This is a genomic window from uncultured Kluyvera sp., from assembly GCF_902485085.1.
GTDB classification, from domain to species: domain Bacteria; phylum Pseudomonadota; class Gammaproteobacteria; order Enterobacterales; family Enterobacteriaceae; genus Kluyvera; species Kluyvera ascorbata.
The window spans coordinates 50,781-66,922 of sequence record NZ_CABTJS010000168.1 but is presented as its reverse complement, the minus strand read 5'-3'; the positions used below and the strand labels follow the sequence as shown (position 1 = coordinate 66,922).

Annotated in this window: 18 protein-coding genes; 13 read left to right on the top strand and 5 right to left on the bottom strand. The window is 58.4% G+C overall.

Annotated features, from left to right (window positions below; genetic code table 11):
- Positions 1–19 precede the first annotated feature (19 nt).
- From ilvB to uhpT, 6 genes are all read left to right on the top strand, one after another.
- Positions 20–1,708, top strand: a complete 1,689-nt coding sequence (gene ilvB / locus RDN66_RS20620; RefSeq protein ID WP_202216917.1) for an acetolactate synthase large subunit — start codon at positions 20–22, stop codon at positions 1,706–1,708.
- Between the two features lie 3 nt (positions 1,709–1,711).
- On the top strand, positions 1,712–2,002 hold the full coding sequence (ilvN, locus tag RDN66_RS20615) for an acetolactate synthase small subunit (RefSeq protein WP_035895026.1): 291 nt from the start codon (positions 1,712–1,714) through the stop codon (positions 2,000–2,002).
- 73 nt (positions 2,003–2,075) lie between these two features.
- A complete protein-coding gene (uhpA, locus tag RDN66_RS20610; protein ID WP_035895027.1) occupies positions 2,076–2,666 on the top strand; it encodes a transcriptional regulator UhpA in 591 nt (196 codons plus the stop codon).
- Positions 2,666–4,168, top strand: a complete 1,503-nt coding sequence (gene uhpB, locus RDN66_RS20605; RefSeq protein WP_202216918.1) for a signal transduction histidine-protein kinase/phosphatase UhpB — start codon at positions 2,666–2,668, stop codon at positions 4,166–4,168. The genes uhpA and uhpB overlap by 1 nt, the downstream gene beginning before the upstream one ends.
- 9 nt (positions 4,169–4,177) lie before the next feature.
- Positions 4,178–5,497, top strand: a complete 1,320-nt coding sequence (locus RDN66_RS20600) for an MFS transporter (protein WP_106924829.1) — start codon at positions 4,178–4,180, stop codon at positions 5,495–5,497.
- A 138-nt stretch (positions 5,498–5,635) separates the two neighbouring features.
- On the top strand, positions 5,636–7,027 hold the full coding sequence (gene uhpT, locus RDN66_RS20595) for a hexose-6-phosphate:phosphate antiporter (protein ID WP_035895031.1): 1,392 nt from the start codon (positions 5,636–5,638) through the stop codon (positions 7,025–7,027).
- A 43-nt stretch (positions 7,028–7,070) separates the two neighbouring features.
- Here the strand turns inward: uhpT and RDN66_RS20590 are convergent, their stop codons facing one another.
- The gene (locus tag RDN66_RS20590) at positions 7,071–7,973 is read right to left on the bottom strand and encodes a LysR family transcriptional regulator (RefSeq protein WP_202216919.1); all 903 of its coding nucleotides are present in this window, start codon (positions 7,971–7,973) and stop codon (positions 7,071–7,073) included.
- Positions 7,974–8,078: 105 nt separating this feature from the next.
- On the opposite strand from RDN66_RS20590, the gene RDN66_RS20585 reads away from it, so the two are divergent.
- On the top strand, positions 8,079–8,531 hold the full coding sequence (locus RDN66_RS20585) for a DUF1198 family protein (protein WP_123650991.1): 453 nt from the start codon (positions 8,079–8,081) through the stop codon (positions 8,529–8,531).
- 114 nt (positions 8,532–8,645) lie between these two features.
- Entirely contained in the window at positions 8,646–9,158 is a 513-nt protein-coding gene (locus tag RDN66_RS20580) for a polyketide cyclase (protein ID WP_035895052.1), read from the top strand.
- A 45-nt stretch (positions 9,159–9,203) separates the two neighbouring features.
- On the opposite strand, the gene RDN66_RS20575 is transcribed toward RDN66_RS20580, so the two are convergent.
- Together RDN66_RS20575 and RDN66_RS20570 are read right to left on the bottom strand one after the other, a co-directional pair.
- Positions 9,204–9,527, bottom strand: a complete 324-nt coding sequence (locus RDN66_RS20575; protein WP_202216920.1) for a DNA-binding transcriptional regulator — start codon at positions 9,525–9,527, stop codon at positions 9,204–9,206.
- Complete coding sequence (locus RDN66_RS20570; protein ID WP_202216921.1) at positions 9,511–9,870, bottom strand: type II toxin-antitoxin system RelE/ParE family toxin; 360 nt, start codon at positions 9,868–9,870, stop codon at positions 9,511–9,513. Before RDN66_RS20570 ends, RDN66_RS20575 begins: the two co-directional genes overlap by 17 nt.
- Before the next feature lie 213 nt (positions 9,871–10,083).
- On the opposite strand from RDN66_RS20570, the gene RDN66_RS20565 reads away from it, so the two are divergent.
- The 3 genes from RDN66_RS20565 to nepI all read left to right on the top strand — a co-directional run bounded on the left by RDN66_RS20565 (position 10,084) and on the right by nepI (position 12,003).
- Positions 10,084–10,425: a type II toxin-antitoxin system RelE/ParE family toxin gene (locus RDN66_RS20565; RefSeq protein WP_308538150.1), complete on the top strand. Its 342-nt coding sequence runs from the start codon at positions 10,084–10,086 to the stop codon at positions 10,423–10,425.
- A gap of 9 nt (positions 10,426–10,434) precedes the next feature.
- Positions 10,435–10,734 carry a helix-turn-helix domain-containing protein gene (locus tag RDN66_RS20560; protein ID WP_035895037.1) on the top strand — a complete coding sequence of 100 codons (300 nt, stop codon included), beginning with the start codon at positions 10,435–10,437 and terminating at the stop codon, positions 10,732–10,734.
- A gap of 84 nt (positions 10,735–10,818) precedes the next feature.
- Positions 10,819–12,003, top strand: a complete 1,185-nt coding sequence (gene nepI, locus RDN66_RS20555; RefSeq protein ID WP_035895038.1) for a purine ribonucleoside efflux pump NepI — start codon at positions 10,819–10,821, stop codon at positions 12,001–12,003.
- Positions 12,004–12,132: 129 nt separating this feature from the next.
- Here nepI and phnX read toward each other — a convergent pair whose 3' ends face one another.
- Together phnX and phnW are read right to left on the bottom strand one after the other, a co-directional pair.
- Positions 12,133–12,942, bottom strand: a complete 810-nt coding sequence (gene phnX, locus RDN66_RS20550) for a phosphonoacetaldehyde hydrolase (protein WP_202216922.1) — start codon at positions 12,940–12,942, stop codon at positions 12,133–12,135.
- 9 nt (positions 12,943–12,951) lie between these two features.
- Positions 12,952–14,055 (bottom strand): 2-aminoethylphosphonate--pyruvate transaminase, encoded by a 1,104-nt coding sequence (gene phnW / locus RDN66_RS20545; protein WP_202216923.1) that lies wholly within the window; start codon positions 14,053–14,055, stop codon positions 12,952–12,954.
- Positions 14,056–14,196: 141 nt separating this feature from the next.
- Between phnW and phnR the strand changes: the two genes are divergently transcribed.
- Positions 14,197–14,916 carry a phosphonate utilization transcriptional regulator PhnR gene (phnR, locus tag RDN66_RS20540; RefSeq protein ID WP_035895042.1) on the top strand — a complete coding sequence of 240 codons (720 nt, stop codon included), beginning with the start codon at positions 14,197–14,199 and terminating at the stop codon, positions 14,914–14,916.
- Positions 14,917–15,126: 210 nt separating this feature from the next.
- Positions 15,127–16,140, top strand: a complete 1,014-nt coding sequence (phnS, locus tag RDN66_RS20535; protein ID WP_202216924.1) for a 2-aminoethylphosphonate ABC transporter substrate-binding protein — start codon at positions 15,127–15,129, stop codon at positions 16,138–16,140.
- Positions 16,141–16,142: the final 2 nt, after the last annotated feature.

The following is a 16,142-nucleotide window of genomic DNA, read 5'->3' as shown; positions in this document are numbered from 1 at the left end:
TAGTTGAAAGGACTGGAGCATGGCAATTTCGGGCACAACATCACAGACAACGCGTTTTACCGGCGCGCAATTAATCGTTCATTTACTGGAACGTCAGGGTATTACCATGGTCACCGGCATTCCCGGCGGCACGGTTCTGCCGCTGTACGACGCCTTAAGCCAGAGCACCCAGATCCGTCATATTCTGGCGCGACACGAGCAGGGCGCGGGCTTTATTGCCCAGGGCATGGCGCGTACCCACGGTAAACCGGCGGTATGTATGGCCTGTAGCGGCCCCGGCGCCACCAACCTGGTGACCGCCATTGCTGATGCGCGCCTCGACTCGATTCCACTGGTGTGTATCACCGGTCAGGTGGCCTCCTCGTTAATCGGCACCGATGCCTTCCAGGAAGTCGACACCTACGGTATCTCTATCCCCATCACCAAACACAACTACTTAGTCCGTAACATCAATGAATTACCACAGGTTATTGCTGATGCCTTCCGGATTGCACAGTCTGGCCGCCCAGGCCCGGTGTGGATAGACATTCCTAAGGACGTTCAGACCGCGGAAATCGATATCAGCGAACTGCCGGAACCCGGTGGCCGCGCGGCAACGCCAGAATTCAGCGCCGAGAGCGTGAGCGCAGCGGCGGCGATGATCAACGCCGCACAGCGCCCGGTGCTCTATCTGGGCGGCGGCGTTATCAACGCGCCGGAACGCGTGCGTGAACTGGCGGAAAAAGCCAACCTGCCGACCACCATGACTCTGATGGCGCTGGGCATGCTGCCAAAAGCGCACCCGCTGTCGTTAGGCATGTTGGGGATGCACGGCGCGCGCAGCACCAACTTCATCCTGCAACAATCTGATTTGCTGGTGGTTTTAGGTGCGCGTTTTGATGACCGGGCGACCGGTAAAGTGGCGGAATTCTGCCCGAACGCGAAGATTATCCACGTTGATATCGACCGCGCAGAGTTGGGCAAAATCAAACAGGCACACGTGGCGATTCAGGCGGACGTGGACGACGTGCTGACCCAGCTGCTGCCGCAAATTGCCGCCCAGCCGCGTGACGCGTGGCGCGGTAAAGTGGCTGAGCTGCAACAAGAGTTCCCGGGCGCCATTCCTGAAGCGGGCGACCCGCTCAGCCACTACGGCCTGATTAACGCTGCGGCGGCCTGCGTTGACGACAAGGCAATTATTACCACCGACGTTGGTCAGCACCAGATGTGGGTGGCGCAGGCTTACCCGCTGAACCGTCCTCGCCAGTGGCTGACCTCCGGCGGCCTCGGCACCATGGGCTTTGGCCTGCCTGCGGCCATCGGCGCGGCGCTTGCGAACCCGGACAAAAAAGTGCTGTGCTTCTCCGGTGACGGCAGCCTGATGATGAACATTCAGGAGATGGCGACCGCGGCGGAAAATCAGCTGGATGTGAAAATCATCCTGATGAACAACCAGGCGCTGGGTCTGGTACACCAGCAGCAGAGCCTGTTCTACAAACAGGGCGTATTTGCCGCCACCTACCCAGGCATGATTAACTTTATGCAGATTGCCGCCGGTTTCGGTCTGGAAACCTGCGATTTGAACAATGAAGCAGACCCGCAGGCGGCGCTGCAGGCGATAATCAACCGTCCGGGCCCGGCGTTGATTCACGTGCGTATCGACGCAGAAGAAAAAGTGTATCCGATGGTGCCGCCGGGTGCGGCAAATACCGAAATGGTGGGGGAATAAGCCATGCAACAACAGACTCATGACAACGTTATTCTGGAACTCACCGTGCGCAACCACCCGGGCGTAATGACCCACGTCTGCGGGCTCTTTGCCCGTCGCGCCTTCAACGTGGAAGGCATTCTCTGTCTACCGATTCATGACAGTGATAAGAGCCGCATCTGGCTATTGGTCAACGACGATCAGCGACTAGAGCAGATGATTAGCCAGATAGACAAGCTGGAAGACGTGGTGAAAGTAACCCGCAACCAGTCCGACCCGTCGATGTTCAACAAGATAACCGTCTTCTTCGAGTAGTCCGCTCAAGACTTGAACAGTCGCGCGCTTATCGTTAAGGTAGGCGCGTTTTTTTACCCGCCAGGACAAACCCATGATCACCATAGCCCTTATCGACGACCACACTATCGTTCGCTCCGGCTTTGCCCAACTGCTTGGCCTTGAGCCTGATTTGCAGGTGGTCGCCGAGTTTGGTTCCGGGCGCGAAGCGCTGGCGGGGCTACCGGGGCGCGGCGTTCAGGTCTGTATCTGCGATATCTCCATGCCGGACATCTCCGGCCTTGAGCTGCTCGGCCAACTGCCGAAAGGCATGGCTACCATCATGCTCTCCGTTCACGATAGCCCGGCGCTGGTCGAGCAGGCGCTGAACGCGGGCGCGCGCGGATTTCTCTCCAAACGCTGTAGTCCGGACGAGCTGATTGCGGCGGTGCATACCGTGGCGACCGGTGGCTGCTACTTAACGCCGGATATCGCCGTCAAGCTGGCGGCGGGCCGTCAGGACCCGTTGACCAAGCGTGAACGTCAGGTGGCGGAAAAGCTGGCGCAGGGCCTGGCGGTGAAAGAGATTGCCGCCGAGCTGGGGCTGTCGCCGAAAACGGTACACGTTCATCGCGCTAACCTGATGGAAAAGCTGGGCGTCAGCAACGACGTGGAGCTGGCGCGCCGCATGTTTGACGGCTGGTGATGAATAGCGTCTTTTCGCGGTGTATTACCGTTGTCGCCTGTTTCTTTATCTTCTCCGCCGCGTGGTTCTGCCTGTGGAGTATCAGCCTGCACCTTGTGGAACGCCCGGAGCTGGCGGTGCTGCTGTTCCCGTTCGGCCTGCGTCTGGGGTTAATGCTGCAATGCCCGCGTGGCTACTGGCCGGTGCTGGTGGGCGCAGAGTGGCTGCTGATTTACTGGCTGGCGCAGGAAGTGGCGCTGAGCCACGCATTATTATTGATGACCGGAAGCGCGCTGACGTTACTGCCGGTAGCGCTGATTTCCCGCTATCGCCATCAGCGCGATTGGCGCACGCTGCTGCTCCAGGGGGCGGCGCTTACCGCGGCGGCGCTGCTGCAATCTTTACCCTGGCTGTGGCAAGGGGAGGCGGCGCTTAACGCCTTACTGCTGACTTTAACCGGCGGGCTGACGCTGGCCCCTATCTGCCTCGTGTTCTGGCACTACCTCACCAGCACCACCTGGCTGCCGCTTGGCCCGGCGCTGGTGTCGCAGCCGGTGAACTGGCGCGGGCGGCATCTGGTCTGGTATCTGCTGCTGTTTACCGTCAGCCTGTGGCTACAGCTCGGTTTGCCCGCAGAACTCTCGCGCTTTACCCCGTTTTGTCTCGCCTTACCGATTATCGCGCTGGCCTGGCACTACGGCTGGCAGGGGGCGCTGATCGCCACCCTGATGAACGCTATCGCCCTGATTGCCAGCCAGACCTGGCACGATCACCCCGTTGATTTACTGCTCTCGTTGCTGGCGCAAAGCCTGACCGGGCTGCTGCTCGGCGCGGGCATTCAGCGACTGCGCGAGCTAAACCAGTCGCTGCAAAACGAACTGGCGCGCAACCACCGGCTGGCGGAGCGCCTGCTGGAAACTGAAGAGAGCGTACGCCGCGACGTGGCGCGCGAGCTGCATGACGATATCGGCCAGACCATCACCGCCATTCGCACTCAGGCCGGGATCGTGCAGCGTCTGGCCCCGGAGAACGCGGACGTGAAGCAGAGCGGGGCGCATATTGAGCAGCTTTCGCTGGGCGTTTACGACGCCGTACGCCGCCTGCTGGGTCGGCTGCGCCCGCGCCAGCTCGACGACCTCTCATTGGAACAGGCCATTCGCTCGCTGATGCGCGAAATGGAGCTGGAAAGCCGGGGCATCGTCAGCCACCTCGACTGGCGAATTGATGAGTCAACGCTGAGCGAAAGCCAGCGGGTAACGCTGTTCCGCGTCTGTCAGGAAGGGCTCAACAACATTGTGAAGCACGCGAACGCCAGCGCGGTGACGCTACAGGGCTGGCAGCAGGATGAACGGCTGATGCTGGTGATGGAAGACGATGGCAGCGGCCTGCCACCGGGGTCGAATCAACAGGGCTTTGGCCTCACCGGCATGCGCGAACGCGTGACCGCGCTCGGCGGCTCGCTCACGATTTCCTGCATGCACGGCACGCGGGTCAGCGTCTCTTTGCCTCTGCGCTACGTGTAAGGAACGGCGATGTTTCAATTTCTCAAGGCTCCGGCCAACGCACCGCGCATCACCGATAAGCAGGAAGTGGATGCGCAATATCGCTACTGGCGGCGGCATATCCTGCTGACGATCTGGCTTGGCTACGCGCTGTTTTACTTCACCCGCAAAAGCTTCAACGCCGCGGTGCCGGAGATTCTCACCACCGGCGTACTGACCCGTAGCGATATCGGCCTGCTGGCGACGCTGTTTTACATCACCTACGGGCTGTCGAAGTTTATCTCCGGCATCGTCAGCGACCGCTCCAACGCCCGCTATTTTATGGGGATCGGGCTAATTGCCACCGGGGTGGTCAATATTCTGTTCGGCTTCTCCACTTCGTTATGGGCCTTCGCCCTGCTGTGGGCGCTGAACGCCTTCTTCCAGGGCTGGGGCGCGCCGGTCTGCGCCCGCTTGCTCACCGCCTGGTACTCGCGCAACGAGCGCGGCGGCTGGTGGGCTATCTGGAATACCGCGCATAACGTCGGTGGGGCGCTGATCCCTATCGTCATGGGGGCGGCAGCGCTGCACTACGGCTGGCGTGCGGGGATGACCATTGCGGGAACCATGGCGATTGTGGTTGGCCTGTTTCTCTGCTGGCGGCTGCGTGACAGGCCGCAGGCCATTGGTCTGCCGCCGATTGGCGACTGGCGGCACGACGAACTGGAGATAGCCCAACAGCAGGAAGGGGCCGGGTTGACGCGCAAAGAGATCTTCACCCGCTACGTGCTGCTCAACCCCTACATCTGGCTGCTGTCGCTGTGCTATGTGCTGGTGTACGTGGTGCGCGCGGCGATCAACGACTGGGGCAATTTATACATGTCCGAAACGCTGGGCGTTGATCTGGTGACGGCGAATACGGCGGTCACGATGTTTGAGCTAGGCGGGTTTATCGGCGCGCTGGTGGCGGGCTGGGGCTCAGACAAACTGTTTAACGGCAACCGTGGGCCGATGAACCTGATTTTCGCCGCCGGGATTTTACTCTCGGTGGGCTCGCTGTGGCTGATGCCGTTCGCCAGCTACGTGATGCAGGCGGCGTGTTTCTTCACCACCGGCTTCTTCGTCTTCGGCCCGCAGATGCTGATCGGCATGGCGGCGGCGGAGTGCTCGCACAAAGAGGCGGCGGGTGCCGCCACCGGTTTTGTTGGCCTGTTTGCCTACCTCGGCGCGTCGCTTTCCGGCTGGCCGCTGGCGAAGGTGATGGAAGTGTGGCACTGGACGGGCTTTTTCGTGGTGATCGCCATTGCCGCGGGCATCTCCGCGCTGCTGCTGCTGCCGTTCTTAAACGCCCAGGCGCCGCGAGAAGCGTGACCCGCTTCACCTTTCTAAGACGAATGACCTAAAACTAGGAAATTTTCCCGGTTTCACCTGGACGCTGTCTCAGGCCAGACGCGCCGCTGATTTTTACAATACCGGCTATCACGCAGGTATAAAAATCAGGAGATACCCATGCTGGCCTTCTTAAACCAGGTGCGCAAGCCGACCCTGGATCTGCCGCTCGAAGTGCGGCGCAAAATGTGGTTCAAACCGTTCATGCAGTCCTATCTGGTGGTCTTTATCGGCTACCTGACGATGTATCTGATTCGTAAGAACTTTAACATCGCGCAGAACGACATGATCTCCACCTACGGGCTGAGCATGACCCAGCTCGGGATGATTGGCCTCGGCTTCTCCATCACCTACGGCGTGGGTAAAACGCTGGTCTCCTACTATGCCGACGGTAAGAACACCAAGCAGTTCCTGCCGCTGATGCTGATCCTCTCCGCCATCTGTATGCTCGGCTTCAGCGCCAGCATGGGGCCGGGCTCAACCAGCCTGTTCCTGATGATTGCGTTCTACGGTCTGAGCGGTTTCTTCCAGAGTACCGGCGGCTCGTGCAGCTATTCGACCATCACCAAGTGGACGCCCCGCCGTAAGCGCGGTTCCTACCTCGGCATGTGGAATATCTCCCACAACCTCGGCGGTGCGGGCGCGGCAGGCGTGGCGCTGTTCGGTGCTAACGTTCTGTTCGATGGTCACGTTATCGGCATGTTTATCTTCCCGTCGATTATTGCGCTGATTGTTGGCTTTATCGGCCTGCGTTTTGGTAGCGACTCCCCGGAATCTTATGGCCTCGGCAAAGCGGAAGAGCTGTTCGGTGAAGAGATCAGCGAAGAGGACAAAGAGACCGAAGATAACGACATGACCAAGTGGCAGATCTTTGTTGAGTACGTGCTGAAAAACAAAGTTATCTGGCTGCTGTGCTTCTCCAACATCTTCCTGTACGTGGTGCGTATCGGTATTGACCAGTGGTCTACGGTCTACGCCTTCCAGGAGCTGAAGCTCTCTAAAGAGGTGGCGATTCAGGGCTTTACCCTGTTTGAAGTCGGCGCGCTGGTGGGCACCCTGCTGTGGGGCTGGCTCTCCGACCTCGCCAACGGTCGTCGTGCGCTGGTGGCCTGCGTGGCGCTGGCATTAATCATCGCCACGCTGGGCGTTTACCAGCATGCCAGCAACCAGTACGTCTATCTGGCGTCGCTGTTTGCCCTTGGCTTCCTGGTCTTCGGCCCGCAGCTGTTGATTGGCGTGGCAGCGGTTGGCTTCGTTCCTAAAAAAGCGATCGGCGCGGCCGATGGCATCAAAGGCACCTTTGCCTATCTGATTGGCGACAGCTTTGCCAAGCTGGGTCTGGGGATGATTGCCGACGGTACGCCAATCTTCGGCCTCACCGGCTGGGCGGGCACCTTCGCCGCGCTGGATACCGCCGCCATCGGCTGTATCTGCCTGATGGCCATCGTCGCGGTATTTGAAGAACGTAAAATTCGCCGTGAGAAGAAGATTCAGCAGTTAAAAATGGCGTAAGTGTGTTTGGTAACTTCTTTGCCCGGTTCTGCACCGGGCTTTTTTATGCCTGCTGGCTGGTCTCATGCAGCAATTCACGCAGCCACTGCTGCGCCGGGTCGCGATGTGTACGCTCGTGCCAGGCCATGCTTTTGGTAAAGCCGTGAATCGCCACCGGCGGCTCCTGCACGCAGATTGACGCGCGTGCGCTGGCAAGACGGCTCGGCACGACGGCAATCATTTCGCTGACGGCCAGCACTTCCGGCAGCACCAGGAAGCTGCTTACCGATAGCCCTACCCGGCGTTTGCGGCCGACTTTTGCCAGTGCGTCGTCGGTCACGCCCCAGAAACTCTCGCCCTCGTAAGAGACCAGAATATGCTCCAGCGCGCAAAAACGGTCGAGACTCAGCGGTGCTCGGGCATCGGGATGGTCGGCGCGCAGCATGCAGACATAACGTTCCTCATACAGCGTGCGGCTGTGCAGGTCGCCCGGCGTGGTGCTGGGGGTCAGCAGCGCGAGGTCGATTTTCCCCTGCTCAAACTGTGCGGTCAGCCGCTCCGGTTCAACGGGAATCACCCGTACGCGAATATTCGGCGCGCGCACCTTTAGCGCGGCGATAAACGGCACCACCACCGCTTTCAGCGCGTAGTCGGTGGCGGCGAGGGTGAAGGTGAAGTCGGCGGTGAGCGGGTCGAACCGGGCTGGCTGTAGCAGCATGTTGATATCGTTCAGGATCTGTTTGACCACCGGTGCCAACTGCTGGGCGCGCAGCGTCGGCACCATGCCGTGCGGGGCGCGGATAAACAGTGGATCGCCAAAATTATCCCGCAGCCGGGTCAACATTCCGCTGACGGCGGGCTGGGTCAGCGACAGCCGCGCGGCCGCTCGCGTCACGCTGCGTTCATCGAGCAGCGCATCCAGCGTTTTCAGCAGGTTGAGGTCGAGGGTTCTGAGATCCGGTTTCATCGGCGGCTTCCTTCAGGGAGGTAACGCACATTATGGCATGTTCGAATATCGACAGGGCGCGAAATCCCATTATTATGTCGAGGTTTAGCTAAGGTGAGAGCGTGCATGATCTGGTTGATTCTGGCCACCCTGGTGGTGGTGTTTGTTGTAGGATTTCGGATCCTGACCTCAAGTTCCCGACGGGCAATTCGCCGTCTCAGTGAGCGGCTCGGCATTACGCCAGAGCCGGTGGAGTCGATGGTAGACCAGCTAGGGAAAGCGCAGGGCGAAGAATATTTACACTATCTGGAGCGGCCGAACGAAGCGCATTTGCAGAACGCGGCGCAGATGCTGCTTATCTGGCAGGTGTGTATTGTCGACGGCAGCGAAGCCAACATGCTGAGCTGGCACCGACGGCTGCAAAAGGCCCGTCTGGCGGCACCGATTACCGACGCCCAGGTTCGCCTGGCGCTGAGCTTCCTGCGCGAGCTGGAGCCGGAAATCAGCGAGCTGAACGCCTTCCAGTACCGCTATAACGCGCTGTTCCATGATGAAAACGGCGTGCATTGGCTGCATTGATATCACGTTGAGTGATGTTGTTTATCAATATTGATGATTATATTTATATCACTCACGAGCGCATGATTTACCTCGTCAACACAATCACTCACGAGGTTCATCATGAAACAGTCCATGCAGCAAAGCGCAATCGTCTGGCCGGAAGGCTATCTGCCGGGTACCACCGACAACTTTGCCTCTAACGAAATCATCGTCAGCGGCCTGACCGCCAAACAGATTTGGGCACAGCTTGACGACACCACGCTGTGGCCAACCTACTACAGCAACGTAGCGGATATTCATTTTCACGACGGCAGCGGCCCGATGCTGAGCGCTAACGCCCGCTTTCGTTTCTCGACTTTCGGCTTCCCAATTGAAGCACAGATAACTGAATACGTCCCACCGGTCGACGGTGAAGCCGCGCGCATAGCCTGGCACGGCTGGGCGGAAGGCGATGCAACGACCCGTCTGGACGTGATCCACGCCTGGCTGTTCGAAGACCTTCCCGGCAACCGCGTACGCATCCTGACCCAGGAATCACAGGTTGGCGTCCCGGCGCAGGAGCTGGCGCGTACCGTGCCGAACCCGATGATCAACGGCCATCAAGAGTGGATTACCGGGCTGGTGAAATCGGCGCGCGGGGAGTGAGTTGGTGGGTGCCGGATAAGGCGAAGCCGCCACCCGGCACACTCATTACATCAATACTTTCAAACCGTGTTTTTGCACAACGCTCAGCAGCTTCAGCGACATCCCGCTCGGGCGTTTAGCGCCGGTTTCCCATTTTTGAACGGTGGATACGCTGGTATTCAGGTAACGGGCGAAAACGGGTTGGCTGACGTTAAGTTCTTCCCGCAATGCTTTTATTTCAAGTGGTTGCAGGTCTTTAACGCAGCTCAAGCAGGCCGTATCAAAACTGCGCATGGTTTCCTGAGGGATGGCATCCACGCTAAATAACCCAGAAGCCGCGCTATGAATGGCTTCGAAGGCTGGGCTTTTGAATTTAGTTTTTGCTGTCATGGAGCACCTCGACCAGTTCTTTGCTGTGAATTAACGCGGTTATTTGAGGAGCAGTGAGGCAAGCGTAGTGCTTTGCTAGCTCACGAAAGCCCGCCAATTCTCGATAGCTGATATTTGCCATATCCTGCTTGACGTAAAGGAAGGTGTAAAACCAGTGTTCTCCACCTTTCGCCAGAACGATTGCACGATCCCGGTTCTGATTGAGACGTTTTTTATAAACTCCGCCGCCGAGATTATCCGCTTTTCCCTGGAGCACAGCTTTAATCGCCTCGCTTAACTCATCGTCTTTTATCGCGTGGGATTTTGCTTCCCTATTGAACCACTTGGTTTTGAAGATTCGCATCGGTTTGACGTCCTGTCCCTAAAAGTATAGCACTTAGTGCCATGTTATGCGTGAGTCGTTATTCTTGCACGCATGAACAAAGTCATATTTCTCAATGCTCGAGCCGCTTCGCAAAATGCTATGCAACGAGTTGTCGCTGGGAAGGGAATTCCTTGCTTTAATAGCCAGTAAGCTATAATTTATTGATAGCTTATTGGCTATGAGGGATCGCAGATGTGGTCGGTGGAAACAACGGATGTTTTCGACAGTTGGTTTGAGGAACAGGCCGAAGCCTTGAGGGAAGATGTGCTTGCAGCGATGGTGATTTTATCCGAGTACGGACCGCAGTTGTCGCGCCCGTTTGCGGATACGGTTAATGGCTCCGCTTTTTCAAATATGAAAGAGCTTCGTATACAGCATCAGGGAAATCCCATTCGGGCCTTTTTTGCGTTTGATCCTTCTCGCTGCGCCATCGTGCTATGTGCAGGAGATAAAACAGGATTAAACGAAAGACGGTTTTATAAAGAGATGATCAAACTTGCTGACGCCGAGTACCGTAATCACCTGAATAAGTGAGGAGTAATGATGGCGACCCTTAAAGAGCTAATGGCTAAACAGAGCCCGGAAAGTCAGGCGCGAATTGCTGAAAAAGTCGAAGCGTTACGCCAGACCGTCACGTTAAGCATGTTGCGTGAAGAGCTCAACCTGTCTCAGGCGGAGTTGGCTGCCGCAATGGGCGTAAAACAGCCCACCGTGGCGAAGATGGAGCAGGCGGAAAACGATCCTCGCTTGTCGACACTGAGGCGTTACGTCGCTGCACTCGGCGGTGAGATCAGCATTGATGTCACGCTGCCAACGGGAAAGAAGATAGCGTTTCATCTTTAACCGTTGCCAAAACGTTAAATCCATCACACTTAAAATGTTACACTGCGCACCCTTTCAGCAAAAACACCGCGCAGGTAACAAGAAATGAGTGAGCATAGTGAAGAGAAGCCCCGCACAGAGGGCGTTCTGCGGCCGAACTGGTCGGCGGTTTTTGCCGTGGCGTTTTGTGTGGCCTGTCTGATTACCGTGGAATTTTTACCGGTCAGCCTGCTGACCCCGATGGCGGAAGACCTGGGCATTTCAGAAGGCGTCGCCGGTCAGTCGGTCACCGTGACGGCGTTTGTCGCCATGTTCTCCAGCCTGTTTGTCACGCAGATTATCGGCAGCCTTGACCGTCGCTACGTGGTGATTTTGTTCTCCATTCTGTTGACGCTTTCCTGCCTGCTGGTGTCGTTTGCTAACTCGTTTACGCTGTTGCTGATGGGCCGCGCCTGTCTGGGTCTGGCGCTGGGCGGGTTCTGGGCGATGTCGGCTTCGCTGACGATGCGGCTTGTACCGGCGCGTACGGTGCCGAAAGCGCTGTCGGTTATCTTTGGCGCGGTCTCTATCGCGCTGGTGATTGCCGCACCGCTCGGCAGCTTCCTGGGCGGCATTATTGGCTGGCGCAACGTGTTTAATGCCGCGGCGGTAATGGGCGTACTATGCATCTTTTGGGTGCTGAAAGCGCTGCCGTCGCTGCCGGGTGAACCGGCGCACCAGAAGCAGAATATGTTTAGCCTGCTGCAACGCCCCGGCGTTATGGCGGGGATGATCGCCATTTTCATGTCCTTTGCCGGGCAGTTCGCCTTCTTCACCTATATTCGCCCAATCTATATGAATCTGGCGGGATTTGGCGTGGATGGCCTGACCTTAGTTCTGCTGAGCTTCGGGATTGCCAGCTTTGTCGGCACGTCGTTCTCGGCGGTTATCCTTAAGCATTCGGTTAAGCTGGCGCTGGCCGGTGCGCCGCTGATTCTGGCACTAAGTGCGCTGGCGCTGGCGCTATGGGGAAGCGAAAAGGCGGTGGCGGCAGGTATTGCTATTATCTGGGGGTTAGCGTTCGCGCTGGTGCCGGTAGGCTGGTCGACGTGGATCACCCGTTCGCTGGCCGACCAGGCAGAGAAAGCTGGTTCGATCCAGGTTGCGGTTATCCAGCTGGCGAATACCTGCGGCGCGGCGATTGGCGGTTTGGCGCTGGATCGTCTGGGGCTGACGTCGCCGCTGATGATTTCCGGGGCGCTGATGCTGCTGACTGCGCTGCTGGTGACGGTGAAAGTGCGGATTAAATAACCATGCTGTTGCCGGATGAGGCCCGGGTGCCTCCCCGGGGTCGGCATAAATGCCTCGCCCGGGCTACGGGCTCATCCATGTAGCCCGGCCAAGCGAAGCGCCGCCGGGAACGGCGCTGATGTTGCCTGTTTACGGGCGTTCGCCCTTCGCCAGACGCGCATTAATCTCGGCAATTACGCCCGGTAAATCCGCCAGCGAATCCACCACGTAATGCGCCCCGGCGGCATACAGCTTGCTGGCCGCATGCTCGCGGCGGGTGGCAATCTCTGCAACAGGCATCGCCTGATACTCTTCCCACGTCGCCCCGAACTCATTGCCCGACACCGCAAGACCCACGGTCCACATCCCGGCGTTAAGCCCTTCGGTAATGCCCGGCGCGGCATCGTCTACCTTCACGCAGCGGCTGACCGCATCGATACCCAGCGTAATCACGTTTTGCAGCGCCATCCACGGCCCCGGACGCCCGCCCGCCGCGAGATCGTCGGTGGCGACCCAGCAATCCGGCGCGTAGCCGTGCTCGGCGGCGGCAGGCACAAGGCGTTCCATTACCGCACGCGGGTAGCCGGAGCAGGAGCCAATCTTGATACCGGCGTTACGCAGTGCCGCAATCGTGTCGATAACCCCGGCGATCGGTGTGGAAAAATCGACAACTTTGGCAATTTGCAGCGGCATAAAGGTGGCATAAATCTCATCGATATCCGCCGCGTTCATGGCACGGCCAAACTTCGCCTGCCAGCGGGCATCGACGGACGGAAGTTTGCCCAGCGCTTCAATATGTTGCCACTTGCCAAGCCCCATCGGCACGCGTGCTTCGGCAAGCGTTATCTCCACGCCAAACGCGCGACGAAAAGCCTCGACAAAAATCTGCGTCGGTGCGAAAGAGCCAAAATCGACGGTGGTACCCGCCCAATCGAGAATAACAGCGTTAATGCGGTTCATGATGGCTCCTTATTTTGTCCAGTACATCGCATTGCGAACGGCGGTCAGCAGGGCGGCGATATCGGTGTCGTACACCTCGCCAATGTTGCCGATACGGAAGCAGTCGCTCTGTGACACCTTGCCAGGATAGATAACAAACCCCTGATCTTTCAGGCGGCTATAAAATTCTTTAAAGCGGTACTGTGGGTTCTCGGGTGAATAGAACGCGGTGATGATCGGCGAATGCAGCGCATCGTCCAGCAGGGTGGTAAAGCCCAATTCCCGCATACCGGCAACCAGGCTGCGCTGGTTTTGCTGATAGCGCTGATAACGCGCTGCCACGCCGCCTTCTTCCGCCAGCTCTTTCAGCGCCTGAGCAAACGCCAGTACGGTGTGGGTTGGTGAGGTGAAGCGCCATTTGCCGTGGTTATCTTCCATGCAGCGCCACTGGGCGTAGAGATCCAGCGATAGCGAGCGGGAGCGGCCTTTGCACGCGGCGAGCTTGTCCGCGCGGGCAATCACGAAGGCAAAGCCCGGCACGCCCTGAATGCATTTGTTGGCAGAGCTAATCAGAAAATCGATATTCAGCTCGGCAATGTCCATCGGAATACCGCCGAAGCTGCTCATCGCATCCACAATGTAGGTTTTGCCGTACTGACGAGCCAGCGCGCCGACTTCGTCAATCGGGTTGAGCATCCCGGTGGTGGTTTCGCTGTGCACCATCGCGATATGGGTGATCGCCGGGTCGGCCTTGAGGATCTCAGCGATCGCCTGTACGTCCGGGCGGGAAACTTCGCCGCAGTCATAGGCGTGATGGGCGATATCCATCATCCCCGCCATCTCCACCATACGGGCACCGTAGGCGCCGTTGCTGACAATCAGCACCTTGTCCTGCTTGCCGAGCGCGCTGCCCAGCACCGCTTCCACGGCGTAGCTGCCGCTGCCTTGCAGGAGCACGGAGGTGTAGCCTTCAGCGGCCGTCGCCAGCGCGGTCAGCTGCTGGCGGATAGATTCCACCACGCCGATATTGTAATCATCGTCCCAGGTGCAGCTATCGAACAGCATCGCTTCCTTCACGGTGCGAGAGGTGGTCAGTGGGCCAGGGGTCAGCAGCAGATAGTTACGCGAAGTCATGTTATTTACCTTTGGTCTATACCAGATTTGCATTTATCATGACGATCTTTTCGGCAAAGGGTCAAAGGGAAAATGGCTCTGCAACAAAAAATTCATCTGCGTCTGTATAATGGCGGCAGAGAAAAGTGACAGCGAGTGACTATGAAAGCGATTCCGGGCGATGTCCCACAGTACCTGTTGATCAAGGCGCAGCTTCAGGCGCGCATCCAGAGCGGTGCGTTGAAAAGCGGCGATAAGCTGCCGTCTGAGCGGGAACTGTGCGCTATCTTCAACACCACGCGTATTACCATTCGCGAAAGCCTGGCGCAGCTGGAGGCCAGCGGGCTTATCTGGCGCGCTGACCGTCGCGGCTGGTTTGTCACCCCGGAACGCCTGTGGCTGGACCCGACCCAGAACACCAACTTCCACAAGCTATGCCGTGAGCAGGGCCGTGAGCCGAAAACGGCGCTGTTGAGCGGCGTGCTGACCACCGTGCCGGTAGAGGCGATGGAGCCGTTGCAGCTCCAGCCGTTTGATCAGATCTACCTGCTGACCCGTCTGCGCTACGCCGACGGTCGCGCGGTCTGCTACAGCGAAAACCACTGTCTGCCCGCCCGCGTGCCGGAGCTGTTGCAGTACGATCTCAACGGCAGCCTGACCGAGGTGTACGAATCGCACTACAACCTTGTCTATACCAGCATGCATCTGTCGTTCTACCCGACCGCGATGCCAGCGCAGGCCGCGCAGGCACTGGGAGTGATGGAAGGGCGCCCGGCGCTGTTGCTGCGCCGTCTAAACTACGATCAGCACGGGCGCGTGCTCGATCTGGATATCGAATACTGGCGTCACGATAGCCTGCGTATTGAGGTGGATACCCACTAACCGCTGCTTGCCGGATGGCGTCGCTGCGCGCCTTATCCGGCCTACAAACCGCATCGCCCGAACAAATTGCACCATCCTGTAGGCCGGATAAGCGCAGCGCCATCCGGCATTCAACAAATCCTTCATCGTATTGTCACAAAAGCCGTTTAGCGTAAAAAGCAAATCTGGTATAGGCCAGAAACACAAAACGCACGCTATGAGGCTAACACGATGAAACTTTCCCGACTTGCTCTGCTGTCTGTTTTCGCCCTCGCCAGCGCCCCGACATGGGCGGAATCGGTGGTCACGGTTTACTCCATCGACGGGCTGCACGATGGCGACAACAGCTGGTATCAGGCGCAGTTCGACGCGTTCACCAAAGCGACCGGCATTACCGTACGCTACGTTGAAGGCGGTGGCGGCGTGGTGGTTGAGCGCCTGGCGAAAGAGCGCACCAACCCGCAGGCCGACGTGCTGGTGACTGCGCCGCCGTTCATTCAGCGCGCCGCGTCTGAAAAACTGCTGGCGAGTTTTAAAACCGACGCCGCCAGTGCGATTCCGGATGCCAACGACTTCTATTCGCCGCTGGTGAAGAACTACCTGAGCTTTATCTACAATGGCAAGGTGCTGAAAACCGCCCCGGCGAGCTGGCAGGATCTGCTCGATGGTAAATTCAAAAACAAACTCCAATACTCTACGCCGGGTCAGGCCGCTGACGGCACGGCGGTGATGCTGCAAGCCTTCCACAGCTTCGGCAGCAAAGACGCCGGGTTTGATTACCTCGGCAAGCTACAGGCCAACAACGTCGGGCCATCTGCCTCTACCGGCAAGCTGACCGCGCTGGTCAATAAAGGCGAACTGTATGTGGCAAACGGCGACCTGCAGATGAACCTCGCGCAGATGGAACGTAACCCGAACGTGAAAATCTTCTGGCCGGCAAACGACAAAGGCGAGCGCAGCGCGCTGGCTATCCCGTACGTGGTTGGCTTAGTCCAGGGCGCGCCGGAGAGTGAAAACGGCAAAAAGCTGATTAATTTCCTGCTGAGTAAAGAGGCGCAAACCAGCGTCAGCGCACTCTCCTGGGGGATGCCTGTGCGTAGCGACGTGACGCCGAGCGACGACCACTACAAAGCGGCAACCGCCGCGATGGCGGGTGTGCAGAGCTGGCAGCCAAACTGGGATGACGTTGCTGTCTCGCTGTCGGCAGACATCTCCCGCTGGCATAAAGTGACCGATAGCGAGTAAGT